A 26,656-nucleotide genomic window follows, 5' to 3' on the forward strand; every position below is an offset into this window, starting at 1 on the left:
GTGGAATACGGGCCTCAGACGGCTATCATGGGAGTCGGTCGCGGTGCCCCAGGCGCGCGGCCGTCTCCATGTCAGGACAGCCGAAGAAGAGGTGCGCGTGAGCGACGTCAACCCCGTCGAGCCGGACGAGACCCCCGTTGCCCCGCCGGCACCGAGCGACCGGGTCGAGACCACGTACGACGCCTCCGCGATCCAGGTCCTCGAGGGCCTCGAGGCGGTCCGCAAGCGGCCCGGCATGTACATCGGGTCGACCGGCGAGCGCGGCCTCCACCACCTGATCTGGGAGATCATCGACAACGCCGTGGACGAGGCCCTCGCCGGCTTCTGCGACCGGATCGTCGTGACCCTCACCGACGACGGCGCGATCCGGGTCGAGGACAACGGCCGTGGCATCCCGACCGACACCGCGCCCGGCCAGGACATGCCGGCGGTGACGATGGCGCTCACGATGCTGCACGCCGGCGGCAAGTTCGGCGGCGGCGGCTACAAGGTCTCCGGTGGTCTGCACGGCGTGGGCGTCTCGGTCGTCAACGCGCTGTCGAGCCACCTCGTCGTCGAGGTGAAGAACCGCGGTCACCTCTGGCGCCAGTCCTTCAGCCTCGGCGTCCCCGACGGCGAGCTCGAGCAGGTCCGGCCGATGGAGCCGGGCGAGCAGACCGGCACCACGGTCACCTACTGGGCCTCCTCCGACATCTTCGAGACCACGTCGTACTCCCTGGAGACGATCACCTCGCGGATCCGCGAGATGGCGTTCCTCAACAAGGGCCTCGAGATCGTCGTGCGCGACGAGCGGCCCACCGCCTCCGAGCTGGTCGACGCGGTCGAGGACGACACCGTCGACAACCAGATCGACGACGCCGGCCACGACGCGATCAAGCGGGGCGAGCGTGGCGGCCTCGAGCAGGTCTTCAAGTACGAGCGGGGGCTCGTCGACTACGTCGAGCACCTCAACCGGCGCAAGCAGGCGGCGAACCCGACGGTCATCGCGTTCGAGGCCGAGACCCCGACGACGGTCGAGAGCCACATGAGCCTCGAGGTCGCGATGCAGTGGAACACCTCGTTCTCGGAGTCGGTGCACACCTTCGCCAACACGATCAACACCCACGAGGGCGGCACCCACGAGGAGGGCTTCCGTGCGGCGCTGACCTCGCTGGTCAACAACTGGGGCTTCGAGTGGGGCCTGATGAAGAAGCCGGAGGACCGGGTGTCGGGCGACGACATCCGGGAGGGGCTCACCGCGATCATCTCGATCAAGATGGGCGAGCCCCAGTTCGAGGGCCAGACCAAGACCAAGCTCGGCAACACCGAGGCCAAGGGCTTCGTGCAGCGCGTGGTCAACGACCAGCTCGGCGCCTGGCTGGAGCAGAACCCCGCCGAGGGCAAGGACATCGTCCGCAAGGCCCAGGCCGCCGCGTCCGCCCGGCTCGCCGCGCGCAAGGCGCGCGACCTGGCCCGCAGCCGCAAGGGTCTGCTCGGCAGCGGCAGCCTCCCGGGCAAGCTCTCGGACTGCCAGTCGACCAACCCCGCGGAGTGCGAGGTCTTCATCGTGGAGGGCGACTCGGCGGGCGGCTCGGCCCGCCAGGGCCGCGACCCGCGGATCCAGGCGATCCTGCCGATCCGCGGCAAGATCCTCAACGTCGAGAAGGCGCGCATCGACAAGGTCCTGGGCAACCAGGAGGTCCAGTCGATCATCTCCGCCCTGGGCACCGGCATCCAGGAGGAGTTCGACATCGACAAGCTGCGCTACCACAAGGTGGTGCTGATGGCCGACGCCGACGTCGACGGCCACCACATCAACACCTTGCTGCTGACGCTGCTGTTCCGCTTCATGAAGCCGCTGATCGAGGGCGGCTACGTCTACATGGCCCAGCCGCCGCTGTACCGGCTGCGTTGGAACAAGCCCGCCGAGCACGAGTTCGTGTACTCCGACTTCGAGCGCGACGCCCTGCTGCGCGCCGGCCAGGAGGCCGGCAAGAAGCTGCCCAAGGAGAACCCCGTCCAGCGCTACAAGGGTCTGGGCGAGATGAACGCCAAGGAGCTGTGGGAGACCACGATGGATCCCGACCAGCGGCTGATGCTGCAGGTCACCCTCGACGACGCCGCGCATGCGGACGAGATCTTCTCGATCCTCATGGGCGAGGACGTCGAGCAGCGCCGCTCCTTCATCCAGCGCAACGCCAAGGACGTCCGATTCCTGGATATCTAGATCTCTAGCGAGATCACTAGATTCCAGTAGAGCCGACGAGAGAGACGAAGACCTGTGACTGAGACCCCCACCGACGGTGGCACTCCTCCCCTGGGCCCGGGCGGCCGGATCGAGCCCGTCGAGCTGCAGACCTCGATGCAGCGCGCGTACATCGACTACGCGATGGCCGTCATCGTCGGCCGGGCGCTGCCCGACGTCCGCGACGGGCTGAAGCCGGTGCACCGCCGGGTGCTCTACGCGATGTACGACGGCGGCTACCGCCCCGACCGCGGGTTCTCGAAGTGCTCGCGCGTCGTCGGCGACGTCATGGGTCAGTACCACCCGCACGGCGACACCGCGATCTACGACACCCTGGTCCGGCTCGCCCAGCCCTGGGTGATGCGGGCGCCGCTGGTCAACGGGCAGGGCAACTTCGGCTCGCCGGGCAACGACTCGGCCGCGGCGATGCGGTACACCGAGTGCCGGATGGCGCCGCTGGCCATGGAGATGGTCCGCGACATCGAGCAGGAGACCGTCGACTTCCAGCCCAACTACGACGGTCGCTCCGAGGAGCCGGTCGTGCTCCCCTCGCGGTTCCCGAACCTGCTGGTCAACGGCTCCGCGGGCATTGCGGTCGGCATGGCCACCAACATCCCGCCGCACAACCTCGGCGAGGTCGCCGCCGGCGCGAAGTGGGCGCTCGAGCACCCCGACGCCACCCGCGAGGAGCTGCAGGACGCGCTGCTCGAGCGGATCAAGGGCCCCGACTTCCCCAACGGTGCGCTGATCGTGGGCCACCAGGGCATCGAGCAGGCCTACCGCACCGGCCGCGGCTCGGTCACCCAGCGCGCGGTGATCGAGGTCGACGAGGACACCAAGGGCCGCACCTGCCTGGTGATCACCGAGCTGCCCTACATGGTCAACCCCGACAACCTGGCGCTCAAGATCGCCGAGCTCGCCGACTCCGGCAAGGTCCAGGGCATCGCCGACGTCCGCGACGACACCTCCGACCGCACCGGCCAGCGCCTGGTGGTCGTCCTCAAGCGGGACGCCGTCGCCCGGGTGGTGCTCAACAACCTGCTCAAGCACACCGAGCTGCAGACCAACTTCAGCGCCAACATGCTGGCGCTCGTCGACGGTGTGCCGCGCACCCTGTCGATCGACCAGTTCATCAGCAACTGGGTCAACCACCAGGTCGAGGTGATCCGCAGGCGCACCGAGTTCCGGCTCCGCGAGGCGGAGAAGCGGGCCCACGTGCTGCGTGGCCTGGTGAAGGCGCTCGACCAGCTCGACGAGGTGATCGCCCTGATCCGGCGTTCGCCCGAGGTCGACGACGCCCGCCAGGGCCTGATCGCGCTGCTCGAGATCGACGAGATCCAGGCCAACGCGATCCTGGACATGCAGCTGCGCCGCCTCGCCGCGCTGGAGCGGCAGCGGATCATCGACGACCTCGCGAAGATCGAGATCGAGATCGCCGACCTCGAGGACATCCTCGCGAACGTCGCGCGGCAGCGGCAGATCGTCGCCGACGAGCTCACCGAGATCGTCGAGAAGTACGGCAACGAGCGCCGCACCCAGATCATCGCGGCCGACGGCGACCTCTCGATGGAGGACCTGATCCCCGACGAGGACCTCGTCGTCTCGATCACCCGCGGCGGCTACGCCAAGCGCACCCGTGCGGACCAGTACCGCACCCAGAAGCGCGGCGGCAAGGGCGTGCGCGGCGCGACCCTGCGCGGCGACGACGTCGTCGAGCACTTCATCGCGACCACCAACCACCACTGGCTGCTGTTCTTCACCACCGCCGGCCGGGTCTACCGCACCAAGGCCTACAACCTGCCCGAGGCGCTGCGCGACGCGAAGGGCGGACACGTCGCCGGGCTGCTGTCCTTCCAGCCCGACGAGAGCATCGCCCAGGTGCTGGCGATCCGGGACTACGAGCAGGCGCCGTACCTCGTGCTCGCCACCCGCAACGGCCTCGTGAAGAAGACCCGGCTCGGGGACTACAACAGCCCGCGCCAGGCCGGCGTCATCGCGATCAACTTCCGTGAGGACGACGACGAGCTGATCGGTGCCGAGCTGGTCAACGCCGAGGACGACATCCTGCTCGTCTCCCGCAAGGGCTCGGCGATCCGGTTCCGTGCCGAGGACGACCAGCTGCGTCCGATGGGCCGGGCCACGTCCGGCGTGACCGGCATGAAGTTCCGGACGCCCGACGACAAGGTGCTCTCGATGTCGGTGATCCGCGCCGAGCAGGTGGCGGCCGAGCAGGCCGCCGAGGCCCGCGCCGAGGCGGCCGGCGCGTCAACCGCGGCCGGGGACCTCCCGGACGTGAAGGAGCAGTACGTCTTCACGATCACCGACGGCGGGTTCGCCAAGCGCAGCCGGATCTCGGAGTACCGCACCACCAACCGGGGCGGCCTCGGGATCAAGGCGATGGCGCTCGCCAACGAGGAGCGCGGCCAGCTGGTCGGCGCCTTCATCGTCGAGGAGGGCGACGAGATCCTCTCGATCACCCAGAACGGCCAGGTCGTGCGCAGCCCGATCAACGCCGACTTCCGGCCGACCGGCCGCTCCACCATGGGCGTGCGTTTCGTGACCCCCAAGTCCGGCGACGCCGTGGCCGTGGTGGCCAGGTCCGTGGAGGCCCGGGAGGACGACGAGGCGGCGGACGAGGCTGCCGTCGAGGTCACCGGAGAACCTGCCGACGAGGCAACCGAAGTGGTCGTGAAATCGTCTGACGAGGGTACGGATGCAACAATCGACGTGATCGACGCCGACCCCGACGGAGAAAGTGACGGCTGATGACCGACCGCCAGGACACCGCCGTACGTGCGCCCCTGGGCGAGCGGATCTCGGCCAAGCTGAGCAAGGCCGCCGACGAACACCGCGCGAACGCCCAGCCGGAGTCGACCAAGGCGACCAAGAAGGTGGCGGCGGGCGCACGCCCGCCCCGCCGCGCCCGGCTCCGCCTGACCCGCATCGACCCGTGGTCGGTGATGAAGACCTCGTTCCTGCTGGCGGTCGCCTTCGGGGTGGTCACCGTGGTCTCGGTCTTCATCATCTGGTCGGTGCTCGCCGCCGCCGGGGTGTGGGACTCGATCAACCAGACCGTCCAGGACGTCGTGGGGGGCCAGGACGCCGAGGGCTTCGACGTCGAGACCTACGTCGGCATGTCCCGGGTCATGGGCTTCACGATCCTGGTGGCCGTCGTCGACGTCGTCCTGATCACCGCGATCGCGACGCTCGGTGCGTTCCTCTACAACATGGCCGCCGCGCTGCTCGGGGGCGTCGAGCTGACGCTGGCCGAGGACGAGCGCTGACGTAGCCTCGACCACGGGGTCCCGTTTTGTCGCCCTCTCCGGGCATCCGGTAGTCTCCCCTCTCGGTTCACGGGCCTATAGCTCAGACGGTTAGAGCGCTTCCCTGATAAGGAAGAGGTCACAGGTTCAAGTCCTGTTAGGCCCACCGCAAGGGAGGCTCCGCCCCCCTTGGACGCCCCCGCCCCTACCTCTGTGGGAGTCCGCATGAAGAAGGTCCTGCTCCTCGCCCTCATCGCCGGTGCCGCCGTCGTCGTCAAGCGCAAGCTCGACGAGGGCAAGAAGGAGCAGGCGCTCTGGGCCGAGGCCACCGACCCGGTCGAGCGGGCCTGACCGACTCCGCTCCCACGCCGGCCGGGCCCGGCGTACCCAGGGGCCTTGGCGCAATTGGTAGCGCACCTGCTTTGCAAGCAGGGGGTTAGGGGTTCGAGTCCCCTAGGCTCCACTCGGAGAAACCGCAGGTCATCCTGCGGTTTCTGTCATTTCGACGACCATCCCATGGTCCAGGGATCCGCCCTGTGGGGGACTGATGGGGGGAATGCCCGGGCAGTACTGGGTCAGGTACACGCGGATCAATGTCGGTGGCGCGGTGCAGTCTTTGAACTCCAAGTAGCCCCGGGAGGCACACGTGACGCTTCACGTCAACGGCAGTTGGAGTGGATGGTCCGGCGAAACTATCGTCGAGCTGACCGATGGATCCGTTTGGAAGCAGGTCGAATACCGGTACGAGTACCGCTATTTCTATCGGCCGAAGGTCGAGGTCAGCAGCAACAAGATGCTGGTTGCAGGATTGAGTCGACCTGTCGGCGTTCGACGACTTGCCTGATCACGGGGCATCGCGTGCCTGGGTAGGGGTCGTTCGCGGCGTGCCGACTAGGTCGGCGATCCGGACCGGGTGACTGGATCCTGGGTCGCCTCGGCCGACGCATCGTCGAGTATCGGGTCTGCGAAGGCTGCCGCCGATTCCGGAAAGACCACGTCGGTCTTGGGCACGTCCTGATGTTCACCGCCCGAATCGGTAGCGCCGGGATCGAGGCTCGGGGTCCAGGTGCCGTCAACGACCTGAATCGGCGCCAATCGATCGGGAAAGCTGCCGTGCCGCGGCATTCCGGCGGTGCGACCGAACCAGAAGTCCCATTGCCCGGTCGCAGAGAACACACAGGCGGCAACCACGTCGAAGGCATCGACTGGGTAGAAGCGTGAGGCGGGGTCAGACCTCGATGAACGGGTCTTCTGCACCTCGACTCGGAACTCGCCTGCGGCGTTCAGCTTGGGGCTGGCGTTCTTGCACTCGACTCGCAAGACCTCGCCCGCGACGGTGGTGACATCGAAGTCGTGCATGGCATCAACGTCCAGCCGGCGTACCTCTGCGACGCCGGGATCCTCGCGCAGCCGGCTCTCCAGGTGATGTTCGGCGACTCCGCCGCGCACGGCAACGGATAGGCGATTCCGTCCGCCGATGATGTCCAGGATCTGCTCGCTCGTCAGTGCGAACTGCTGCTCGAGGACATGACGTCGTTCGGGCGCACCGGGTGCTTCGTGGACGATGGCTTCTGCTGCAGAGAACCTCAGCGCAGGATCCAGTCGCAACGAAGACGAGCGGCGCTCCAGGCGGAGATAGTCGATGAACCGATGCGGCTGGAATGCGACGACAGTCTCCAGACTCGACGGTGACCTCGGCGCTTGTCGTCGTGTGCCGCTTCGGTTGACCTTCTCCCACACGTGCCAGGACTGTGTCTGGGCGAGTTCGATCTCGGCTGCCTTGGCGTAGAAGGAGATCCCCATGGGCAGCGGGTCCCAGAGCTGGGCGTCGAGCCCGACGAACACCTCGTCCTCAAGGTCGATTCCTACGATGAGACTGACGTCCACTCCGGCGATGTCTCGCGCGATGGGGTGAGGGCGCTCCCAGCTGGTTTCGGAGCCGTAGCGTAGCTGACCACGAACTTCATCGGCGGGACGGTTCCGAATGGTGTTTCTGGTGATCCTGAATGGATAGACAAGCACACCGATGCGCTCGTCGGAGCTTGCCTGGATACCCAGGTAAACGGGAGCTCGGTTCGGATCACTCGCGTAGAGCACCCGCCCGCCTGACGAACCCACCGCATCAAGCAGGAATGTGTGGAGATCGCGGCGGCCAGTCACGCGATAGACCTCGCCGACGTCTCGGCCCGCGACCAGATGCTCGCTCACCGCGGTGCTCCCTTCGGGACTGCCGTACGGCATGTCGGTGGCTACGGGAAGAGTGGTGGCGACGATACTGATTCGGTAGCTCGTTCGTAGGACGACGGGCGGCCTGGCATGCGGGGTAACGAGGTAGTGGATGCGTGAGGAACGACCTGTACTGAGCCTGTTCTCCGGCGCGGGCGGCTTGGACCTCGCCGTTGAGCGCGCCGATGCAGAGCCGCTCGACACCTTTGATCGCGGTCGGGGGCTCCTGTCGGTGGCCGTGGCAACTGACTACAACGAGCCAGCGCTCGCGACGCTTGCCAAGAACTTCCCCCACACCCCGACTGTGGTCGGCGACATTCGTGACATGTCGACTGCCAGACTCCTGGACCAAGCAGGAGTTTCGGCAGGCGAACCCGCCCTCGTGGTCGGCGGCCCTCCCTGCACTCCCTTCAGCAAGTCGGGCTTCTGGCTCGAGCAGAAGCGCACCAGCAGCGATCCGAACGCATCGCTGCTCGACGAGTACGTCCGCGTCGTCCGCGAGGCACGACCACAAGCGTTTGTTCTCGAGAACGTTCAAGGACTGACCTACAAGACACACCGTGCGCAGTTCGAGCGACTTCTCCGCGGCCTTGGTGAGCTGGGCTACAACCCCCAGTGGAAGGTGCTGCTTGCCGCCGACTACGGAGTCCCGCAGTTGCGTCGCCGGGTGTTCGTGGTCGGCCGCCGAGATGGCGAGAAGTTCCGGTTCCCGGATCCGACCCACTCAGGATGGAGCGAGCGTGATCGCAAGGTCGATCACTCAAAGCTTCCGCACGTCACTGCCGGCGAGGCGTTCGCTGATCTCCCGACGCTCGCGATCGCTTCTGACGATGAGATCGTCGATGGTCAGTACGGATCGCTCGCAGCCGAGATCCCACCCGGTCAGAATTACCTCTGGCACACCGACCGTTACGGCGGTCGCAACGTCTTCGAGTGGCGCAGTCGGTACTGGACCTTCCTGCTTAGACTCGATCCCAACCGTCCGGCGTCGACGCTGCAGGCCCAGCCCGGACCGTGGGTCGGTCCGTTCCATTGGGAGAACGTTCCTACCTCTCGCGGCGCCGACCGCGCCCGTCGCCTGCGAGTCAACGAGATGCTTCGCCTGATGTCTTTCCCAGACGACTTTGCAATCGACGGGACGCGGGCAGACGTCCAGCGCCAACTTGGAAACGCCGTTCCAGTGGAACTTGGGAAGGCTGTCGTGCGCTCGCTGGTGGCTCAGCTGGGAATCCTCAAGCCGGAGAGCAGGGCTCGCGCCATCGCACTCGGATAGCGCCCGCGACCTTCCGCAGTGGCGTGTGGTGAAGTCGAGCGGAGCACAAAGTGGTCTGACAAGCTGCGAGCATGCCCTACCCGAGCTGGCGCTACTTTCCATCGAACTCTGCGCCACCCGAGTGGGTCGGCCCGCTCATCGGGGCCATCGGCTCCGCTGAGTCCACAATCTCCACGGAGACAGCCCGCACGGGGTTAAGCAGCGATGAGGTACTCGCGGTCCTCGCCCCCGGTCTCGTCGGGCTCGGCTACCAAGTCGAGGACGGCAAGGGACGTTTGGGGAAGGTTCGCCGCCCCGTCCTGTTCGGTGAGAACGGCGTCCCAACCCTCACATACGAGGTCGATGCCGCTCACCAAGAGCACGGAATCGTCGTGGAGATCGAAGCGGGTAGAGGAGCGCGAGGAAACGCCGAGTACCGCGACCTCGTGAGGACGAGCCTGATCCTGGACGCGAACTTTCTTGTTCTTGCGCAGCCGCTCGCGTATCGATTCAAGTCCGGCACTCGGGAAGGCACGGAGCACGCCTACGTGAACACGGTCAATCTGCTCGAAGCGATCTACGCCAGCCAGCGTCTGCCCCTCCCGTTTGAGGGCCTGCTCCTCGTTGGCTACTGACTAATCCGCATACCGATCGTTGTCCGGCGTGGTACTCAACATGGCGGAACCGACCGTCACGATGTCCACCTTAGGTATGCCGCACTCGCTGGTCTTTCGATGTCTGCCGGGCTGGTCGGTAGCTCCGCCCGCTCGACAGGCGGCGACGCAGCTACCGTGGGTACTGCCGACGGACAGCGACCACTACGGCGGCGGCGACCTGGTCAGGTTCCTCGTGTTCCCAGAATCGGAGCACCGTCCAGCCGGCAGCGCACAGCTGTGCCGTCGTATCAGCGTCTCGAGCGACGTTTCGGCGCAGCTTCTCAGCCCAGTAGGGCGCGTTCGAACGCGCGATGGTCCGATGCTGTGGACAGGCATGCCAGTAGCAGCCGTCGATGAAGACGGCGATGCGCTGCTTGGTGAAGACGATGTCCGCGGTACGACGGAGGGATGGTTCGGGACGATGGGCGACCCGAAACCGAAGGCCGGCGGCGTGCAACCGTCGGCGAACCGCTAACTCGGGCGAAGTGTCCCGTGACCGGTTTCCTTGCATGACCTTCCGGGAGGCGGGGCTGCTCGCCCAACTCACGTAACGCTCCATCGGTCCATTGTTGCCCGCGTGGAACCATCGACAAGCCATTGCCAGTTGGTGCCCAAACGGCGGCCCGATCAGACCGGAAGTTTCCAAACCCCGTCATAGGCCCTGCCGGCAAGGAGTTCACAACGCAGCTCGATCTCGCGAGCGGTCCAGACCGACTTGTCGAGAACGCCGCCGATATCGAACGCCAGGCCGGCCGCCCCCAAGATCTTCTTCTTGCTGGCGAAGTCTGCATTGTCGAGCTTGCCGTTGACCTTCTCGCTCACAAGCAGCAGGTTGCCAATTGAGCCCACCGTCTCGACAGCCACCCCGGCGGCGATCTGGTCCTGTGGCATTAGGTGCTCGATGGTGAGATCGGCGAGTCCGGTGGTCGGATTGGCGTGTTGGAGCAGGCGCCGTAGGACGTACTGCACAAGCTTCTTGTCGCGCGTGTGACTGTTAGTGAAGAGGAATCTCTCCTTGAAAGCCAGGATGAACTGGTCGCGATCTGGACGCCGCTTTTCCAGCTTCTCCCGAATGTCCTTGAGCACGCTCGCGCGTGCCTGCTGATCCGAGCCGGCGCCGTAGAGATCGCGCGCCGCCTTCGCATACATCTGTGACAGGCCACCGCTACTGCTCAGCTGGCTCACGACCGTGTGCTGGAAGTGGTAGCGCTCGATCGACTGCAGCGTCTTGTTGAAGTGCACCGCCTTCAGCTTTGGTGTGCTGCTCCGTGCACGCATGAGCGAGAGCAACGGGGCTGCTGCACGAGTAGGTGACATCTGATCTGTGGTGCCGAGAGGTGCCACTGGAAGGATGTGCACTGTGCCGAAGCCGTATCCCAAGGAGTTCCGCGAGGACGTCGTTCGGGTTGCCAGGAATCGTGAGCCGGGCGTCCACTTGAAGCAGATCGCTGCCGACTTCGGCATCAGCGAGTCGTGCCTGACGAACTGGATGAAGACCGCCGACGTCGAGGACGGCGTGAAGCCCGGCACGACATCGGCTGAGAACGCCGAGAACCGCGAGTTGAAGAAGCGGATCCGGCTGCTGGAGCAGGAGAACGAGGTCCTGCGCCGGGCGGCTGCCTATCTGTCGCAGGCCAACCTGCCGGGAAAATGATGTACCCGCTCGTCCGCGAGCTGGCCGCCAAGGACGCCCCGATCCGGGTGCCCGTGACGGTGACGTGCCGGGTGCTCAAGATCGCTCGCCAGCCCTACTACCGCTGGCTGGCTGCCCCGGTCACCGATGCCGAGCTCGAGCAGGCCTACCGCGCCAATGCTCTGTTCGACGCCCACCGCGACGATCCGGAGTTCGGCTACCGGTTCCTCGTCGACGAGGCCCGTGAAGCGGGCGAGGCGATGGCCGAGCGGACCGCGTGGCGGATCTGCTCACAGCAGGGCTGGTGGTCGACGTTCGGCAAGCCCAAGCGCGGCAAGCCCAAGAAGCCCGGCCCTCCGGTCCACGACGACCTGTGTGCCGTGACCGACAGGCACGGCGTGATCCGCCATGTCTTCGCCGCTGAGGGTCCGAACCAGCTGTGGCTCAGCGACATCACCGAGCACTGGACCGGTGAGGGCAAGCTCTACGTTTGCGCGATCAAGGATGTCTACTCCAACCGGATCGTGGGCTACTCGATCGACTCGAGGATGAAGTCCCGGCTGGCCGTCGCCGCACTCAACAACGCCGTGGCCCGACGTGGTGACGTGGCCGGCTGCGTGGTTCACACCGATAGAGGATCGCAATTTCGCAGTCGCAAGTTCGTACACGCGCTCAACCGTCACGGCATGGTCGGATCGATGGGTCGCGTCGGTGCTGCGGGCGACAACGCCGCCATGGAGAGCTTCTTCAGCTTGCTCCAGAGGAATGTCCTCGATCGTCGCTCCTGGGCCACTCGCGAGGAGCTCCGGATCGAGGTCGTGACCTGGATCGAGAGGACCTACCACCGCCGCCGTCGACAGGCAGCCCTCGGCCGATTGACCCCCATCGAGTTCGAGACCATCATGACCGCGCCAGCCACTCAGGCTGCGTGACCCAACCTGTCACCTGACCGTGCAGCAGCCCCAACAGAGGGGCCGGCTGCACGACACCAAATAGTGCGAGAGCTTCGAGGCTGTCGCGGGCAGCGGCCTCCTCCAGGGGCCACGTACGAGTCCCGGGCTCGACTACAGCCCGGTACAGCGGACCGTCCAGCGTGAGTTGCTCCAAGCAAGCCTGAGCCGCTGGCTTCGACTTGATCGTCTTCTTGATCTCGGAGAAGAGCTTGCGCTGGGCGACGTAGTCAGTCCGGGACTGCCACCAGTGCAGGATGAAACGATTGGCATCGATCCGGGCTCGCCCGTCGGATGCTTCGAGTTGATCGCGCATCTTGTCCCACTTCAGCCTGACTGTGTCTGCGCGCGCGTTGCGGGTGCCGCGAAGTCGGTTCAGGAGGTGGTTCTTCAGCAGGTCGACGACCTCAAGGTCCTTGCCGCGGCTGTTGAGCGTCTCGAAAATGATGTAGGCGTCGTCTTCGTTGCCGTGCTCAACCCAGATCACCTTCAGGCCGAGCAGTCGATCGCGCAACTCGATCAGCCACTTCTGCGGATGCTGACGCCTGGCAACCTCGGCACCGATCAGCTGGCGGATCTGCTGGAGTGCGTTCGACAGCGCCGACTCCTCCTCGGACGCCGGCTCGATGGTGGAGTCGGGCGGCGACTTCAGGATCGCGTTGCTGAGGAAGACCGAACTGACCTCGGTCTGCAAGGTGAACTGCAGCTCGTTGTTCCGGTCAGCCTTCTCGAGGTAGCGGTGCACGCCACTGGCGAGCTTGCTCTCACTGAGTTCCTGCAGCTGGTCACGCAAGACGGCGAACATGATGGCGATGGTGGTCAGGCGTTGCTGCCCATCGACGATACGTCGGATCGGGTTGTCCTTGTCCCGCCAGGCGACCATAGGACCGATGAAGTAGCCGACGTCGTTGTCGAAGACGACGTCGGTCCAGAAATCCTCGAGGTTCGCTGCCTCCCAGCTGTAAGGGCGCTGGAAGCGTGGGATGACGTAATAGTCGGCTCCGACTAACAGATCCTCGATGGACTTCTTCTCGGGGTTGAAGTCGATCACTGACACGACTGCTCCGCTCATTCCGGCTGCTGGGTGCCGATCCTAGTTGCGCGCTCCACCCTGGGGACCTGGTCCTGATTCACTCTTTCTGAGCCTTTTGCCGACGAGATTGCAGTCGCTGAACCCCGGGGACCAGGTCTGATGCGCCGCAGTCGGACGCGTGGACGAGTGGATGAACCACCAGATCCTGGACCCATCGGCAGCGACCGGAGACGGTCGACCGACTCCAACTCTTGCGACGATTACTGACGAACTTTGACGAGTCCGATAACCCGCTCTCCGTAAGCGAATCCGAAGCCTCGAAACCGAGCGGCACGCATGCTACGAAGGTCCGTAGATCGGTCCGCCCTCAGGGGCGGACCGAGCGTCATTTCAAGGCTAGATGACGAGTACTTATGGGCAGTGACGAGGCTGATGCACGGGGGAGTGAAGTTCTACCGCGGCTGTGCCGCTGCCGCGCGTTCCTACGTGGAGGCCGACCCCTCACGCGCCGACGATTACTACCTGGCCGAAGGCAGCGGCTTGGCCGAGCACTGCATCGCCGGCCCCGGAGCTGTGCAGCGCGTCGGCTACCTCGACGGTCCGACGTACGAGCGCTGGGTCGGCGGGTACGACGTGCTGACTGGTGCTGCTAAGGGGCGCCTGCGCAACGACGCACGCGCGCTGCGGTTCGTCGAGGTCGTCATCAACGGGCCAAAGTCCTGGTCGCTCGCCGCCGCGCTCCACCCCGACATCGCCGCGGCGTACGACGCGGCGATGGATCGGGCGTCTAGTGAGTTGATCGGGTGGGTGGCTGAGCACGCCACCACTCGGGTTGGGCCGCGTGGCCGTCAGGTGCAGGTGCCGGTGGAGATGATCGAGGCCGCCGTTGTCCGTCACTACACCTCGCGAGCCGGCGACCCGCACCGTCACCTCCACGTCCAGATCAACGCGCGCGTCTTCGCGCGCGGGGCGTGGCGCGGACTGCACTCAGTTGGCGTCGTCGACAACATCGAGGCGCTCAACGGGATCGGTCACGCCGCCGTGATGTGCGACCCCGGGTTCCGCGCCGCGCTCGCGGGCCGTGGCTACACCCTCGACGACGAGGGTGAGATCCAGCAGCTCGCTCGGTACGCCGGTGGGTTCAGCCAGCGCGCGGCTCAGATGAGCCGCAACGTCGACCGGTACGAGGCGGGATGGCGAGCCGAGCACCCCGACCAGGAGCCGGGGCCGCGACTGCGTCGTACCTGGGACCGACGCGCGTGGGCGGACGCTCGACCCGACAAGGTTGTGCCCCAGGGTGGCGCCGACCTCGTCGCCGCATGGAACAGCGAGCTGCGCGACCTCGGCTTCACGCCACCGACCAACCCGGTGCCGGGCCCGGGCCTCCAGATCGGTCGGATCAACCGTGACGTCGCCGCCGACCTCGTGCTCACCCGGCTCGGCGCCAAACGCTCGGCGTGGAATGGCGCGGACATTCGCGGCGAGGCCGAACGACTGATCGCCTCCGTTGGCGTGGTCGCCGAACGACCCGTGCGGCACGAACTGGTCGGGGATGTCGTCGACCGTGCCAGATCGCGGTGCGTGCCGTTGCTGGAACGCGACGACGTCCCCGCGCACGTCCGCAGCCTGACGTCCGAACGTGTCCTCACCGTGGAAGCCGACCTGGTCGAGAGCATCGCCGCACGCTCCGCGGGTCCGGTCACCCACGCGAGCCGGCTCTCTGGCATCGACCACCTCGACCCTGCCCAACGACGGGTCGTCGCGGCGCTCGCCGGCGACTCCGGCCTGCTAGTGATCGAAGGGGCCGCAGGCACCGGCAAGACCACCACGCTGGCCGCCGCACGCCACGTACTCGACGATGCCTATCGCCGACTCGTGGTCGTCATACCCACCCTCAAGGCAGCCCAAGCAGCGCGACAGCAGGTCGGCTACGACGCCTTCTCCGCGGCCTGGCTCATCCATCAGCACGGCTACCGCTGGGACGACGACGGCCACTGGTCGCAGATCGACGCCTCGCCCGAGGAACGCGCACGCCTGCTCCCCGGCGACGTCCTCCTCGTCGACGAGGCCGGCATGCTCGACCAGGACACCGCCCGTGCTCTGTTCGCCATCGCCGACCGAGCACACGCGACCGTCGCGCTCCTCGGCGATCGGCACCAGTTGCCGGCCGTCGGCCGCGGCGGCGTTCTCGACCTCGCCGCGCGCTGGGTGCGACCCGACGCTCACCACGAGCTCGACTCCGTCCATCGGTTCAGCGATCCTGCGTACGCCGACCTCAGCCTGCAGATGCGTTCTGGTGAGCGTTCTGGTGAGGTTTTCGACGCTCTCCTCGAGCGCGGCGAGGTCGTCGTCCATGCCAGTGAGGTCGAACGCACAACGGCCCTAGCCGGGATCGGCGCCGACCGCGACCAACTTGTCATCACCGACACGCGCGATCAGGTCGGCGCGCTCAACTCGGCCATCCGCGACCGTCGCCGCGCCGCTGGTGAGGATGCTGGTGAGCATGTCACCCGTCGTGGTGAGCGCATCGGGCTCGGCGACAGGGTCAGCACCCGGCGCAACGACCGCTTTCTCGCAGTCGCGAACCGGGACATCTGGACCGTGACCGAGGTTGGTTGCGACGGCAGCCTGCTGGTCACGGGCCACCCGGGCCAACGCATCCTCCCCGCCGCGTACGTGCGCGAGCACGTCGAGCTCGCGTTCGCCACTACCGTCTACGGAGCGCAGGGAGAGACCGTCAACTCCGCCCACCTCGCGCTAGGGGATGCCACCGGCGCCGCCTCGGCATATGTCGGCATGACCCGCGGCCGCCACCGGAACGTGGCACACCTCGTTGCTGAGTCCATCGAGGATGCCCGCAGCCAATGGGTGGACGTCTTCAACCGTGACCGCGCCGATCTGGGGCCCTGGCACGCAGCGGCGAGGGCCGCAGTCGACATTGACCGGTACGGACCGAACGCCCAGACCGGCGTTATAGGCCGTCGGGCCGCGGTTCCGCGCAACGTGCCCCGTCCGGCGCCCCGACCAATACCGCGTCCCCGACCGAGCTCTCGCGGGGTTGACCGCTGACCGGTTCCTCGTATCGAACAATCGCGCGGGGCCAGGACGTCGATGGCCAGGACGGGCCCGAGTCTCGACAACAACGGATACAAGCGTCCGAGATGCAGGACGCGCCTTGCTTCTCCCGGTAGGAGTCGCCCAATCAGCTCGGCGACCGTGGCGAGAGGCGAAGTGATGGTGACACCCATCGGCATCCCGGACGACTGGGACGACGACTCCCTGATCTTGTTCGGGGAGTTCTGCGAGCTCATCCGCACACCGCAGCGAACCGTCCGTGACTGGCGCCGGCGAGGCGTCGGGCCGCGATGGGCCCGCTTCCAAGGCGTCGGCCGGCTGTACATCACCGTCGCGGAGGCCCGACGCTTCCTCGCCTCAGCCACCGTCACGCGGGCGGAGGTGCGTTCCGATGGCTGAGCGACGCGCCGTCCCGGTGTATGTCAGTCTCGGCGAGGCGGCCGACGCCATGTCGGTCTCCGTCAAGACCATCCGACGGTGGATCGCAAGCGGCGCTCTCCCGGCGTACCGATGTGGCAAGCGAGCAATCCGGATCCGGCTCGAGGACCTCGAGGCCGCCCCTCGGCAGATTCCGACAGCGCGGTGGTGACTCTGATGAGCGTCAGCGACTCCACTCCGTCGGTGTCTGCCGCGCAATGCGCTGAATGATGTTTGTTCGGTTCAAGTCACCTGAGGCGCCGTATGGTCAGTCAGGCGGGACTTGAGTTGTCGAGTGTGTCTTCGAGCGCGCAAACGACCCGCGTCCTTTAGCGTCTCGGTATGAACGACGCTGCAGCGGGACGGCCGGATGATCTCGTCCGCGCTCATGAGGAGCGGGTCAATGCGTTGGCCGAAAGGCTCTTGCGTCCGTACTTAAGTGCATTGAGCGGGCGACCGTCGTCGAAGCAGGCGAAGGAGTTCAACGACCCGATCTGGGGAACGCTGTACCTGCACTCGGAGGAGATCGTCGTCCTCGACAGCCCCGTCCTGCAGCGTCTTCGTCGCATCCGGCAACTGGGCGTGGGGCACTACGTCTATCCGGCAGCCACGCACACGCGTCTGGAGCACAGCCTTGGTGTGGTCCATCAGGTCCAGCGGATGGTATCGAGCATCAACGACCGCGGCGCGATCAGCGGAGAGAACGGACAAACGACCCCTGGTGACGTAATCGACGAGGACTTGCTGCGCGTCCTTCGCATGGCTGCGCTCTGCCACGACGTCGGCCACGGTTTCATGTCGCACGTCAGCGAATACGCATTGGACTCAAACCGGGATTGCGAGGACCTACGGCTCCAGTTCCAGCAGTTCATCCAACGGCCGCAGAAGAGTCAGCTCTCCGAGATGACCGCACACTTCTTGGTCAAGAGCCCAGCGTTTGCGGAACTCATTGACATCGCGTATTCCACCACCCCGAGGCACCCACCTGAGGATCTGACCGAGCGCATGGGCCAACTCATCCTTGGCCGACCGATTGACGAGAAGGTCCTTCTTCTTCACGAGTTCATCAGCGGTCCATTCGACGCCGACAAGATGGACTACCTGGCGCGCGACGCGATGATGTGCGGCGTACCAAATATCACTGACATTCCTCGCTTAGTGCAGAAGCTACGAGCTACCGAACGCAGCAAGGAGCAGTTGCCCGATGGGCTACGGCGGGCCGTGAAGGCTCAGCGCGCGGCATACGTTGTGACCGGCGTGGCCGCTTCTGGCGGTCGGACGCTGGATGAGATTGCGCTGGCACGAACGTTGTTGTTCGACAAGGTGTATCGGCACCAGAAGGTACGTGCTGTGGAGTCGATGGTGACGCAGATCGTCATCCTCTTGGCCGAGCACGGGGCCGGCCACGCCTCCGACATCCCGTTCCGGCTCTCGGACGATCAGCTTCTGGAACTCAACGACGACGCCCTCGAGCAAGCCCTCGGCCGGCAGCTCGTCGACGACGATGCGTCCTGGGCCCCGGTCGTCCGCGACCTCTCGCGTTGTCTTCGTGACCGTGACCTCTTCGTACGCGGCTTCGCGTTCGCATCGGTAATGACCGGCGACGACTACCGAGACGATCCGGATCAGAAAGATGCGCTGAGGGCGTTCCTGGATGCATGCACCATGCCCGCGGCGGCGGCCGAGTTCATGGGCGAGGTCATCCAACTGCTCGTCGGTATCGCGGACATCCTGGATCAACCCTTGCCGGTTGACCCTTCGCAGCTTGCTCACTACGTGTGCCTATCGCGGCCGAAGCCCGCGCCTCGGCTTGACGGGTCGGATACGGGTAGGGCGCACCTGATCGAGGCGGATGGAAAGGCGACGCAGGCCTCGGTTGACGCTGCGGAGACAAGCCCGTGGGCAGATGCGTACATCGCGACTCGAGACCTGGGTCATATCTTCTGCCCGCGGCAACTCGCCCACCTTGTCTACGTCGCCGCGGAGAACGTTGTCTTCGAGAGATTTGGGCTCCGGCTTCCGTCGTCGATGCAGCACTACGCGAAACAGGTGCCGTCCGAGGTGGACACAGTGCGCCGAAAGCTCCAAGAAGCCGGCTGGTACGACGACCGTCCGTTGGAGTTGCGTCCCATCCCCGAGGCGCTGCGTGCAGGCGACATCGAGGATCGGCTTCAGAAGGTCGTCGACGCGCTCACCAACTACCAGGGGCCAGCGCGAGCTGATGACGCCGGATCGAAGGCTGGTGGGGCAGGCAGCGTAGGACGGGCTCAGGTCCTCTCCTATGTACGGCAATTCGCTGAGGGCGGGGACGACGTGGTGAACGCTGCCCTAGACGTGTTGGCACAGGTTCGGGTGATCGATAGGGATGCCGTTGTGTCGTCTCTACGGGCATTCCTCGACTCGAACGAAACGTTCCGTGGTGCTTCGATCGCCCCGTTAGGTTCTCCGAAGGACTCCAGCGCAGTCTTGACATATTTCGTGGGCGACCTCGCCGAAGAGTACGAACTCAACATCCGGTCCTTGGACCAGGCGCTGATCTACCCAGAGCCGATTGTTCTGGTGGACGACTTCATCGGCACAGGTCGCCAAGCCGTTGACATCCTCCAGGTCTACATGGGCGTCGAACGCGACGATCCACTAGACGAGGAGCGGGAGACGCTCCCTGACGACGGACGGGCCCTGCTGACGACGCGGCCGGTAGCCTTCGTATTCGCCACGGGAACTGAGGCGGGCCGCATGAAGCTCGAGGAGAAGGCCGCCGAACTCGGAATCGACGCAACCGCGTACGTCCATACGAGCGAGATCCCGAGCCTGGACAGTGTGTTGAACGGTCACCCCCACCGGGTCGCGTTCATCGAGTTCGCACGTAAGAAGGGGTACGAGGCGACGGCGATGCTCAATGGCGAGGAGCGCGACGACGAGTGGCGCACCGAACGATCGCTAGGCTACGGCAACCGTGGCCTGTTGCTGACGAGTGCGTTCAACACCCCGACCGCGGCGACCACCATCCTGTGGGCTGACGGCGCAGGCTGGGTGCCGCTCATGCCGAGGCGGACGAAGCGATGAGGTCTCGCGTGGCGGGGATTCCGCGAGGTGTGATAGGTCGTACAGTCTGCTCTGGGAAGGCACTACGCCCGCACGAGGTTGTGGACGGAGACGGGAGGCGCCAAATCGTGTCAGAGTGTCGGAGCTGGAAGGCAGGATGAGCTCATGAGCACTGATATCACGGTAGATGACTTCATGACTGGCGTGATCGCCGCTTGTAAAGCCAAGGGTTACCAGTCGATCTCGATGCGAGATGAGCGCTTCTACCGCGGCATGAAGGCCGGTTTCGACGAGTTGCAGCGCGAAGCAACCGAACACGACCTCGACGTTCGATTCTGGGTGTTCTTGGACCAGTTCCACCACGACAGCCCGGTTATCAGCGAGGCCGTTCGAGGTGCTGTCGTCCGCAACCTTGTGAGCTTGGACAACCCCGAATTTGTGAACATGAGGATCAAGGTCGACGTCCCGACCGCCGAGTCGCTACTAGACCGACTTCCGGGGGGCGCTGATCTCTACCTCCGCTTGGCGGACGTCTTCCTATCGTCAGCATCGGCGCCAGTCGGTGCAGACGCCTGACGGGGGATTCGATTCCGCGCCGTGACACTGAACGAAGTCATGCGCGGTCACGCCACGCCAGATACGTGGCCCCGATCTTCTCGGCCAACGACTGGTCGCGGTCGAGGGTTGCGTGCTGGTAGATCGCCATCGCCGATTGGGAGGCGTGCCCGGCGCGGGCCTGAAGTTCGGCGGCGGTGGCGCCGTGCTGACCTGCCAGAGTCAAGGCGGTGTGGCGCAGGTGGTGGATGGTCAGGTCGGGACGGCCAGCCGCCTCGCGAGCCGGACGGTAGCGGTCCATGACGTACCGAACGCTCATGTGGTCGGTGCGGTCGCCGGGGAAGAGTAGGCCGGCCGGTCCCGCGGTGGTGTGCTCGAGCAGGTGCTGCTGCAACATCGGCAGGAATGGCGGCGGCACGTGGACTGTGCGAACGCCGCTCGCCGTCTTTGGGGCGCCAATCACGCGGCCACAGTTCGAACAGGCGCCCGCCGCACCCGGAATAGCGTCCTTGTCGATCTTGCGCGTCACCGAGATTCGTCCGGTTACGCCGTCGACGTCGGAGCGCCGCAGCTCGAGCAGCTCGCCCTGCCGCAGACCGACGTACGCCGCAAGGACGATGAGCAGCTTCAACCGGTCGGGCATGTGGTCGGTGATGGTCGCCAGTTCGTCGAGCGTCGCCGGCACGGCCACCCGTCGTACCCTAGCCGTGGATGCGCCGCGGACCTTCGGCGGAACCCGGTCGATCAGCTCTTCCTCCTCCGCGGCTTGAAGGATCGATCGCAGCAGGCGGTAAGCGGCCGCGTTGGTCGAATCGGTCGACGGGTTTAACGATGTCCGCCACGCCTTGATCGCTGACAGCGTGATGTCACGCAGGGCCGTCTCACCGAAGTAGGGGAGAATCCGCGACCTGAGCAGTGCGCGGTAGCCCTTCACGGTGTTCGGCCGCAGCCCCCGCTCCGTCAGATAGCGCTCGGCGAAGCTCGGAAGGGTGTTGAACGCGGCCTCCCGTAGTCGGCGTTCCTCCGCTTCTCGGCGAGCCCTGGGCGGCGTCCACTCGTCGCGGTCGATCAGGGCCCGCTCTGACGTGAGCCACGCTTCCGCATCCATCTTGGTTGCGAGCGTCCGCGAGAACCGAGTCCCGTCAGGTCTGGCGTAGCGAGCCCGATAGCTCACCTGGCCGGACTTGCTGACGCGTCGCTCGACCTCACCGAAACCGCGCCGCCCTGCTGTGGACGGCGCTCGAAGACTGGTCGAATGCGGCAGTTGAAAAGTGAGCGGTTGTCGGGAGTCTAGGACTCGCCTTGGTCGGCGGTGGTGCGGATGCTGGGCAGGCTGTCGATGCCCCGCCCGCGGAGTCGGTAGCTGGCGCCTTTGAGGGTCAGGACGTCGGCGTGGTGGACGATTCGGTCGATCATCGCCGCGGCGACTGCTTGGTCGCCGAACACGCCGCCCCAGCTGCTGAATGGCAGGTTGCTGGTGAGGATCAGCGAGGCGTGCTCGTAGCGGGAGGACACGAGCTGGAAGAACAGGTTCGCCGCGTCTTGCTCAAAGGGCAGGTAGCCGACCTCGTCGACGACGATCAGCCCGTAGCGGCGCAGTCGTGTGAGCTCGTTGGGGAGCCGGCCGGCGCGGTGGGCCTCAGTGAGCCGGGTGACCCACTCGGTCGCGGTCGCGAACAGCACGCGGTGTCCTGTCCGTGCGGCGGCTACGCCCAGGGCGGTGGCCAGGTGGGTCTTCCCGGTGCCCGGTGGGCCGAGGAGGACGACGTTGCGGGCCTCGGCCAAGAACCCACCTGATGCGAGTGCGGCGACCTGCTGACGGACGGCCGGTTGGGCGTCGAAGTCGAAGTCCTCGAGCGTCTTCACGCCGGGGAAGCCAGCGGCACGGATCCGTAACTGGGCACCGGAAGCGTTGCGGGCGGACACCTCGCGTTCCAGGACCGCTGCGAGGTAGTCCTCATGGGTCCAGCCGGCGTCGCGGGCTTGGTCGGCCAACCGGGCGGCGGCCTCGGTGATCCGCGGTGCCTTCAACGCAGTCGCCAGATAGGTGATCTGCTTGACCGCCTCGGTCGGCTTGCCAGTTCCGGTCGCGGTGCTCTTCGTCGCCATCAGCCGATCTCCTGCTCGCCAACGGGATCGGCCAGTCGGTCTTCAAGCCCGAAGGCTCGGTCGTAGTCGGCCAGGTCCCGCACCAGCTCGTCATCGCCAGCAGCGACAGCACGAGGGTGTTGGAACTGGTGTTGGAACTGGTGACGCAACCGCGCTGCTGCCTCGACGTGCGCCGGATCGGTGACGGTGGTGCCTCTGGCCCACACGCGAGCGTGTTCGGCCACGACCCGGCCTTCGACGCGGACCCTGACGCGGTCGAGGTCGGCTGCCACGTCGACCATCCGGCCGATCACGTGCGGGTCCACGGAGTAGTCGTTGGTGTCCAGGCGCACGTAGTAGTCGCGGCCGAGCCGGATCTTGTTGCGCCAGCCCAGGTGCAGCGGGATCGGTGGCAGCGGCAGCATCGCCGCCCTGTCGGCATCGAGCCGGCTGATCGGCGTGGCCTTGATCGTCCGAACCACCCGCGCGTTCGCGCGGGTCAGCCAGTCAGCGAACTGGACGTTGAAGTCGGCAGGCGACTCGAAGTCGCGCCCGGGCATGAAGGAGGTCTCGAACCAGCCGTTGCGTCGCTCCACCACGCCCTTGGACTCCGGATCGTTCGGTGGCAGCAGCACCAACTTGGTCGCCAGGGTCCCCATGAACGCCGCGACTCCCTCGGCGCGCCGCTGACCCCGCCCGATGCCGGGCTCGTTGTCCCAGATCAGCCGCCGCGGGACCCGCCCCAGCTGCTGGATCAGCTCCCACGACCCGAGCAGCAGGTCCTCGGTCTTCCTGGTCGGGATCATCCGGGCGACCATGAAGCGCGAGTGCGCGGCGGTGATCACCAGTACCGGCAACAACTTCGTGGTGCCGTCCTCGAGCGGGATCTTGCGCGGCGGGAACCATAGGTCGCACTGCGCCGCATCACCAGGTGCCCACACGATCCGGTCGGCCGGGTCGACCGGCCGGTGCTCGGGCCGCAGCCGCTTCACGTTCTCGCTGAACCAGCGGATCGACCCGGTCCACCCCACCCGCTCGGCCAGCACCGTCGCCGGCATGTCCGGGACCTCTGCCAGCAGCGCCCGTACGTGGGGCTCGAACTCGGTGAACGACGTCGGCCCCGGCGACCGCACATACCTCGGCGGGGCATCTGAGTTCACCGCCTTGATGACTGTGGTCCGCGAGATCCCCAGCCGCGCCGCGATCCGCGCCTTCGGCACACCCTCAGCCGCCAGCCTCCTGATCAGCGCCCAGTCCTCCAAAGTGATCACACTCCAATCGTTGAGTGCTCACTTTTCACCGCCGAAACTGTTCAGTTTTCGAGCGCCGCCGACACCTGCCACCCGAGACCTCCGACTCCCATGCTGCTTCAGCAGTCACACGGTACGCCGTGGGGGACTGGCGGGGGAAGTTGTGACGAAGCGTGTCCTCGAACGACTACTTCTGACCTGCACTTACACGCTCAGGAGCCTAGTTGACGAAGGTTCTGCACCTGCTTTGCAAGCAGGGGGTTAGGGGTTCGAGTCCCCTAGGCTCCACCACCGATCCTCCACCGCTCCTCCGCCGATCGTCGGCCGTTCCACCACCGATCCTCGACCCGGGCCCTTCGACCCTGGTCGCCGGGCGCGGGTGGCCCGACCGTGGGTGGGTGTGGACGCACCTCGGGGGCGTCAGGGCCTGACCGGCCTCGCCGTCGGTCGTGACGGATCGGAGGATCCCCGTGTACGTGCTCATGAGCGACGCAGGCTGGCTGGGCCTGGGCATCATCGGACTGATCATCTGGATCGCGATCGCCTTCTGGCCGGCGCGGGTGGCGAGCCGCAAGGGGCACAGCTTCTTCGGCTACTTCGTGCTCAGCCTGTTCTTCTTCCCGCTGGCGCTGATCATGGCGTACGTCGTCAAGGACCGGGCCGGCAACTACGTGCGCTGATCCGGGGCCGAACGGCGTCGCTCGACGCCTCAGGCCGGCCCGCGCAGGGCGGCGTACTCCTCCGGGTCGTGCGCCGAGAAGATCGTGACCTCGTCGGCGTGGGTGCGCTGCAGCTCGCGGAGCCGCTCCTGGTTGGCCCGCCGGCGCTTGTCGTCGACGGCCATCGTGGCCTGGAACGCCTTGAGGGCGAACGGCGGCGTGGGCGGGGTCAGCTTCTCCGCGCCGTGGAAGTAGGAGTCGCCGGCGTGGAGGAGCCAGCCGCCGTCGGCTCGGCGGACCGCGACGCCGCAGTGCCCCCGGGTGTGACCCCGGAGGGGCACCAGGAGCATGTCGTCGGCGAGCGCCGTGACCGAGTCGAAGCCGAACCAGGCGTCTCCGGGGACGTCGTGCCGGACCCAGCGCGGCCCGTGGGCGCGCTGCACCGCGAGGTAGCGGGCGCGCTCGCGCGCGGTCGGGTGCAACGCCGCCTCGAGCTCGTCGGTGAAGACGTGCACGCGGGCGTCCGGGAAGTCGGCGAGGCCGCCGACGTGGTCAAGGTCGAGGTGGGTCAGTGCGATGTCGGTGACGTCGGCCGGGTCGTGACCGAGCGCGCGGACCTGGGCGACCGCGGTCTCGGCCGGGTCGAGCACCGGACGCACCACGGCGCGGAACGGTCGGCCCAGGCGCTTCGGGTCGGCGCAGTCGGCGGCCCCGAAGCCGGTGTCGACGAGCAGCAGGCCTCCCGGCCGCTCGACCAGCAGGCAGTGCGCCACCATCGGAGCCGTCGCGAGCGGGCGCATCGTCGCGCAGTTGAGGTGCCGGACCGTCATGCGCGCATCCTGCCGTGCTCAGCCCTCCGCGCGGGCGTGAAGTGCGCGCACGGTCGGTGAGGTCGCGACCGTCGCCGGGTCGGGGTAGGTGCCGAAGAGCCGGTCCGCGGTGCCCGCCGTGGTCACGGTGAACCAGTAGTGCTCGTTCTTGTAGTGGTGCAGCCGGTGGTTGCGCCACACGGCCCGGAACCACCGGGTCCGCGGCCGGTAGTCGCTGTGGACCAGGTAGTGGGTCCACTCGTAGCCGAGCTTGATGCCGTAGACCGACACCAGCAGCGTGAACATGCTCGTGGTCGACGGGGTGGCCAGCCACGCCACCACGACGTACGACGGCAGCAGCCACACCAACGCGGGCCACGGGATGAACACCAGCGGGATGTCACGCGGGTCGGCGTGGTGCGCCCGGTGCTTGCGGGCCAGCAGCGAGTCGATCTCGACCGGGCCGAGCCGCCGGGGGCGCCAGTGCAGGATGCACACGTGGATCACCCACTCGATCACCGGGAAGAGCGCGACCAGCCCGACCGGGACGAGCAGCTCCCACCACGAGCCCGGTCCGGTCAGCACCCGGCCGGCGACCGCGGCGACGAGGAACGTCGAGATCATCCAGGGGCTCGGCGCCCGCCAGAACGAGCGCCAGGCCGTGCCGAGCGAGACGTTCGTGCGGCGGGCTCCGGTGATCCGCTGCTCGTCGGCGGCGAGCCGGCGGGCGGCCAGCGCCTCCACCTCGGCCGGCGACATCCGGCGCTGCGACTCGGTCATGCGTCCTCCAGGGCCTCGAGGGCGGTCAGGATGCTGCTGGTGGCGGGCCGGAGCACCCGGTCGGCGGCCGCCCGGGCCGTCTCCGGGTCGCCCGCGCCGAGCGCCGCGGTGAGCACCCGGTAGGCGCCGACCTGGCCGACCTCCTCGGCCATCACCGGCGCGAGCGCCTCCAGCGCGGGCTCGTAGGCCGCCCGCAGGCTGTTGAACATCAGCCGGAAGACCATCGAGTCGGCGGCGTCGACCACCTGGTCCCAGAACGCCAGGGCGTGCCGCTGCCGCTCGATGCCGGCGTCCGGGCCGTCGGCGGCCGCCAGGGCGTCGACCGTGGCGGTCAACGTGGCCTCGAGCTCCGGCCCGCCGCGCTCGGCGGCAAGGGCCGCGACCCCCGGTCCGACGACCAGCCGGGCCTCCAGGACGCTCCGGGCGACCGCCGCGTCCAGGTGCCCGCCGCGCACCAGCAGCCGCGGCAGCAGGTCCAGGCCGCCGTACCGACGGAAGTCGCGGACGGTGGTCGCGCCGCCGTGGCGCACGTCGAGGAGCCGGGTCTGGGTCATCCGCTGCAGCGCCTCGCGCACCGCCGGCCGGGAGACGCCGAGCACCTCCGCCAGGCGACGCTCGCTGGGCAGCGGGTCGCCCGCGGCCAGGCCGCCGTCGACGACCTCGCCGAGCACCTGGTCGAAGACCTCGTCGGGGACCGAGCGGCGGGTCACGGGCTGGAGCGGCATGTCGAGGACCGTAAGC

The 26,656-nt window shown here is 66.9% G+C and carries 24 protein-coding genes and 3 tRNA genes; 17 read left to right on the forward strand and 10 right to left on the reverse strand.

The genetic code is table 11. The annotated features are described in order from the left end of the window. Positions 1 to 97: 97 nt before the first annotated feature. From gyrB to ACILQ5_RS11290, 7 genes are all read left to right on the forward strand, one after another. Complete coding sequence (gene gyrB / locus ACILQ5_RS11260; protein ID WP_395658092.1) at positions 98 to 2,206, forward strand: DNA topoisomerase (ATP-hydrolyzing) subunit B; 2,109 nt, start codon at positions 98 to 100, stop codon at positions 2,204 to 2,206. A gap of 135 nt (positions 2,207 to 2,341) precedes the next feature. Then, on the forward strand, positions 2,342 to 4,990 hold the full coding sequence (gene gyrA, locus ACILQ5_RS11265; protein ID WP_395658256.1) for a DNA gyrase subunit A: 2,649 nt from the start codon (positions 2,342 to 2,344) through the stop codon (positions 4,988 to 4,990). Beyond that, the gene (locus tag ACILQ5_RS11270) at positions 4,990 to 5,508 is read left to right on the forward strand and encodes a DUF3566 domain-containing protein (RefSeq protein WP_395658093.1); all 519 of its coding nucleotides are present in this window, start codon (positions 4,990 to 4,992) and stop codon (positions 5,506 to 5,508) included. Before gyrA ends, ACILQ5_RS11270 begins: the two co-directional genes overlap by 1 nt. Before the next feature lie 71 nt (positions 5,509 to 5,579). Beyond that, positions 5,580 to 5,653: transfer RNA gene (locus ACILQ5_RS11275), tRNA-Ile, on the forward strand. Between the two features lie 59 nt (positions 5,654 to 5,712). Then, positions 5,713 to 5,838, forward strand: a complete 126-nt coding sequence (locus ACILQ5_RS11280) for a DLW-39 family protein (protein WP_395658094.1) — start codon at positions 5,713 to 5,715, stop codon at positions 5,836 to 5,838. A 39-nt stretch (positions 5,839 to 5,877) separates the two neighbouring features. Then, a tRNA-Ala gene (locus tag ACILQ5_RS11285) sits at positions 5,878 to 5,950 on the forward strand. A gap of 183 nt (positions 5,951 to 6,133) precedes the next feature. Continuing rightward, positions 6,134 to 6,331 carry a hypothetical protein gene (locus tag ACILQ5_RS11290; protein WP_395658095.1) on the forward strand — a complete coding sequence of 66 codons (198 nt, stop codon included), beginning with the start codon at positions 6,134 to 6,136 and terminating at the stop codon, positions 6,329 to 6,331. Between the two features lie 47 nt (positions 6,332 to 6,378). On the opposite strand, the gene ACILQ5_RS11295 is transcribed toward ACILQ5_RS11290, so the two are convergent. Then, on the reverse strand, positions 6,379 to 7,695 hold the full coding sequence (locus tag ACILQ5_RS11295) for a hypothetical protein (protein ID WP_395658096.1): 1,317 nt from the start codon (positions 7,693 to 7,695) through the stop codon (positions 6,379 to 6,381). Between the two features lie 130 nt (positions 7,696 to 7,825). Between ACILQ5_RS11295 and ACILQ5_RS11300 the strand changes: the two genes are divergently transcribed. Then, positions 7,826 to 8,986, forward strand: a complete 1,161-nt coding sequence (locus ACILQ5_RS11300; protein WP_395658097.1) for a DNA cytosine methyltransferase — start codon at positions 7,826 to 7,828, stop codon at positions 8,984 to 8,986. A gap of 71 nt (positions 8,987 to 9,057) precedes the next feature. Further along, the gene (locus ACILQ5_RS11305; RefSeq protein ID WP_395658098.1) at positions 9,058 to 9,600 is read left to right on the forward strand and encodes a hypothetical protein; all 543 of its coding nucleotides are present in this window, start codon (positions 9,058 to 9,060) and stop codon (positions 9,598 to 9,600) included. Positions 9,601 to 9,751: 151 nt separating this feature from the next. Here ACILQ5_RS11305 and ACILQ5_RS11310 read toward each other — a convergent pair whose 3' ends face one another. Continuing rightward, complete coding sequence (locus tag ACILQ5_RS11310; RefSeq protein ID WP_395658099.1) at positions 9,752 to 10,219, reverse strand: very short patch repair endonuclease; 468 nt, start codon at positions 10,217 to 10,219, stop codon at positions 9,752 to 9,754. A gap of 29 nt (positions 10,220 to 10,248) precedes the next feature. Further along, entirely contained in the window at positions 10,249 to 10,863 is a 615-nt protein-coding gene (locus ACILQ5_RS11315; RefSeq protein WP_395658100.1) for an HNH endonuclease family protein, read from the reverse strand. 118 nt (positions 10,864 to 10,981) lie between these two features. On the opposite strand from ACILQ5_RS11315, the gene ACILQ5_RS11320 reads away from it, so the two are divergent. Continuing rightward, positions 10,982 to 12,186 (forward strand): IS3 family transposase gene (locus ACILQ5_RS11320; RefSeq protein ID WP_395658101.1). Its coding sequence is split into 2 segments (ribosomal slippage): positions 10,982 to 11,266 and positions 11,269 to 12,186, totalling 1,203 coding nucleotides; the frame shifts between segments, so codons are not numbered across the junction. Here ACILQ5_RS11320 and ACILQ5_RS11325 read toward each other — a convergent pair. Then, positions 12,155 to 13,255 carry a DUF262 domain-containing protein gene (locus ACILQ5_RS11325; protein ID WP_395658102.1) on the reverse strand — a complete coding sequence of 367 codons (1,101 nt, stop codon included), beginning with the start codon at positions 13,253 to 13,255 and terminating at the stop codon, positions 12,155 to 12,157. The two genes, ACILQ5_RS11320 and ACILQ5_RS11325, sit on opposite strands and share 32 nt — an antisense overlap. A gap of 426 nt (positions 13,256 to 13,681) precedes the next feature. On the opposite strand from ACILQ5_RS11325, the gene mobF reads away from it, so the two are divergent. The 5 genes from mobF to ACILQ5_RS11350 all read left to right on the forward strand — a co-directional run bounded on the left by mobF (position 13,682) and on the right by ACILQ5_RS11350 (position 20,350). Beyond that, positions 13,682 to 16,306 carry a MobF family relaxase gene (gene mobF / locus ACILQ5_RS11330; RefSeq protein WP_395658103.1) on the forward strand — a complete coding sequence of 875 codons (2,625 nt, stop codon included), beginning with the start codon at positions 13,682 to 13,684 and terminating at the stop codon, positions 16,304 to 16,306. Positions 16,307 to 16,471: 165 nt separating this feature from the next. Continuing rightward, positions 16,472 to 16,711: a hypothetical protein gene (locus ACILQ5_RS11335; RefSeq protein ID WP_395658104.1), complete on the forward strand. Its 240-nt coding sequence runs from the start codon at positions 16,472 to 16,474 to the stop codon at positions 16,709 to 16,711. After that, positions 16,704 to 16,901, forward strand: a complete 198-nt coding sequence (locus ACILQ5_RS11340) for a helix-turn-helix domain-containing protein (RefSeq protein WP_395658105.1) — start codon at positions 16,704 to 16,706, stop codon at positions 16,899 to 16,901. Before ACILQ5_RS11335 ends, ACILQ5_RS11340 begins: the two co-directional genes overlap by 8 nt. 170 nt (positions 16,902 to 17,071) lie before the next feature. Beyond that, positions 17,072 to 19,795 carry an HD domain-containing protein gene (locus tag ACILQ5_RS11345; RefSeq protein WP_395658106.1) on the forward strand — a complete coding sequence of 908 codons (2,724 nt, stop codon included), beginning with the start codon at positions 17,072 to 17,074 and terminating at the stop codon, positions 19,793 to 19,795. A 144-nt stretch (positions 19,796 to 19,939) separates the two neighbouring features. Further along, positions 19,940 to 20,350 carry a hypothetical protein gene (locus ACILQ5_RS11350; protein WP_395658107.1) on the forward strand — a complete coding sequence of 137 codons (411 nt, stop codon included), beginning with the start codon at positions 19,940 to 19,942 and terminating at the stop codon, positions 20,348 to 20,350. Between the two features lie 37 nt (positions 20,351 to 20,387). Here the strand turns inward: ACILQ5_RS11350 and ACILQ5_RS11355 are convergent, their stop codons facing one another. The 3 genes from ACILQ5_RS11355 to istA form a co-directional block, all read right to left on the reverse strand. Continuing rightward, positions 20,388 to 21,437, reverse strand: coding sequence for a tyrosine-type recombinase/integrase (locus tag ACILQ5_RS11355; RefSeq protein WP_395658108.1), 1,050 nt, complete (start codon positions 21,435 to 21,437; stop codon positions 20,388 to 20,390). 182 nt (positions 21,438 to 21,619) lie between these two features. After that, positions 21,620 to 22,438: an IS21-like element helper ATPase IstB gene (gene istB, locus ACILQ5_RS11360; protein ID WP_395656532.1), complete on the reverse strand. Its 819-nt coding sequence runs from the start codon at positions 22,436 to 22,438 to the stop codon at positions 21,620 to 21,622. After that, a complete protein-coding gene (gene istA, locus ACILQ5_RS11365; protein WP_395658109.1) occupies positions 22,438 to 23,688 on the reverse strand; it encodes an IS21 family transposase in 1,251 nt (416 codons plus the stop codon). The genes istB and istA overlap by 1 nt, the downstream gene beginning before the upstream one ends. 194 nt (positions 23,689 to 23,882) lie before the next feature. Here istA and ACILQ5_RS11370 point away from each other — a divergent pair. Both ACILQ5_RS11370 and ACILQ5_RS11375 read left to right on the forward strand, forming a co-directional pair. After that, positions 23,883 to 23,958: transfer RNA gene (locus ACILQ5_RS11370), tRNA-Ala, on the forward strand. 179 nt (positions 23,959 to 24,137) lie between these two features. After that, positions 24,138 to 24,347: a hypothetical protein gene (locus tag ACILQ5_RS11375; RefSeq protein WP_395658110.1), complete on the forward strand. Its 210-nt coding sequence runs from the start codon at positions 24,138 to 24,140 to the stop codon at positions 24,345 to 24,347. A gap of 29 nt (positions 24,348 to 24,376) precedes the next feature. Here ACILQ5_RS11375 and ACILQ5_RS11380 read toward each other — a convergent pair whose 3' ends face one another. The 3 genes from ACILQ5_RS11380 to ACILQ5_RS11390 are packed head-to-tail and all read right to left on the reverse strand — an operon-like array spanning position 24,377 to position 26,640. After that, positions 24,377 to 25,156: an MBL fold metallo-hydrolase gene (locus ACILQ5_RS11380; RefSeq protein ID WP_395658111.1), complete on the reverse strand. Its 780-nt coding sequence runs from the start codon at positions 25,154 to 25,156 to the stop codon at positions 24,377 to 24,379. Between the two features lie 18 nt (positions 25,157 to 25,174). Next, positions 25,175 to 25,915 carry a sterol desaturase family protein gene (locus ACILQ5_RS11385; protein ID WP_395658112.1) on the reverse strand — a complete coding sequence of 247 codons (741 nt, stop codon included), beginning with the start codon at positions 25,913 to 25,915 and terminating at the stop codon, positions 25,175 to 25,177. After that, entirely contained in the window at positions 25,912 to 26,640 is a 729-nt protein-coding gene (locus ACILQ5_RS11390; protein ID WP_395658113.1) for a FadR/GntR family transcriptional regulator, read from the reverse strand. Before ACILQ5_RS11390 ends, ACILQ5_RS11385 begins: the two co-directional genes overlap by 4 nt. Positions 26,641 to 26,656: the final 16 nt, after the last annotated feature.

The organism is Nocardioides sp. (assembly GCF_044226305.1).
Taxonomy (GTDB): Bacteria; Actinomycetota; Actinomycetes; order Propionibacteriales; family Nocardioidaceae; genus Nocardioides.

Excerpts from the sequence above, each read along its gene's own strand:
- gyrA (WP_395658256.1), top strand. The coding sequence starts at position 2,342 with ATGCAGCGCGCGTACATCGACTACGCGATGGCCGTCATCGTCGGCCGG.
- ACILQ5_RS11270 (WP_395658093.1), top strand. The coding sequence starts at position 4,990 with ATGACCGACCGCCAGGACACCGCCGTACGTGCGCCCCTGGGCGAGCGG.
- ACILQ5_RS11280 (WP_395658094.1), top strand. The coding sequence starts at position 5,713 with ATGAAGAAGGTCCTGCTCCTCGCCCTCATCGCCGGTGCCGCCGTCGTC.
- ACILQ5_RS11300 (WP_395658097.1), top strand. The coding sequence starts at position 7,826 with ATGCGTGAGGAACGACCTGTACTGAGCCTGTTCTCCGGCGCGGGCGGC.
- ACILQ5_RS11305 (WP_395658098.1), top strand. The coding sequence starts at position 9,058 with ATGCCCTACCCGAGCTGGCGCTACTTTCCATCGAACTCTGCGCCACCC.
- ACILQ5_RS11310 (WP_395658099.1), bottom strand. The coding sequence starts at position 10,219 with ATGGCTTGTCGATGGTTCCACGCGGGCAACAATGGACCGATGGAGCGT.
- ACILQ5_RS11335 (WP_395658104.1), top strand. The coding sequence starts at position 16,472 with ATGGTGACACCCATCGGCATCCCGGACGACTGGGACGACGACTCCCTG.
- ACILQ5_RS11340 (WP_395658105.1), top strand. The coding sequence starts at position 16,704 with ATGGCTGAGCGACGCGCCGTCCCGGTGTATGTCAGTCTCGGCGAGGCG.
- ACILQ5_RS11345 (WP_395658106.1), top strand. The coding sequence starts at position 17,072 with ATGAACGACGCTGCAGCGGGACGGCCGGATGATCTCGTCCGCGCTCAT.
- ACILQ5_RS11350 (WP_395658107.1), top strand. The coding sequence starts at position 19,940 with ATGAGCACTGATATCACGGTAGATGACTTCATGACTGGCGTGATCGCC.
- ACILQ5_RS11355 (WP_395658108.1), bottom strand. The coding sequence starts at position 21,437 with ATGGATGCGGAAGCGTGGCTCACGTCAGAGCGGGCCCTGATCGACCGC.
- istB (WP_395656532.1), bottom strand. The coding sequence starts at position 22,438 with ATGGCGACGAAGAGCACCGCGACCGGAACTGGCAAGCCGACCGAGGCG.
- ACILQ5_RS11380 (WP_395658111.1), bottom strand. The coding sequence starts at position 25,156 with ATGACGGTCCGGCACCTCAACTGCGCGACGATGCGCCCGCTCGCGACG.
- ACILQ5_RS11385 (WP_395658112.1), bottom strand. The coding sequence starts at position 25,915 with ATGACCGAGTCGCAGCGCCGGATGTCGCCGGCCGAGGTGGAGGCGCTG.
- ACILQ5_RS11390 (WP_395658113.1), bottom strand. The coding sequence starts at position 26,640 with ATGCCGCTCCAGCCCGTGACCCGCCGCTCGGTCCCCGACGAGGTCTTC.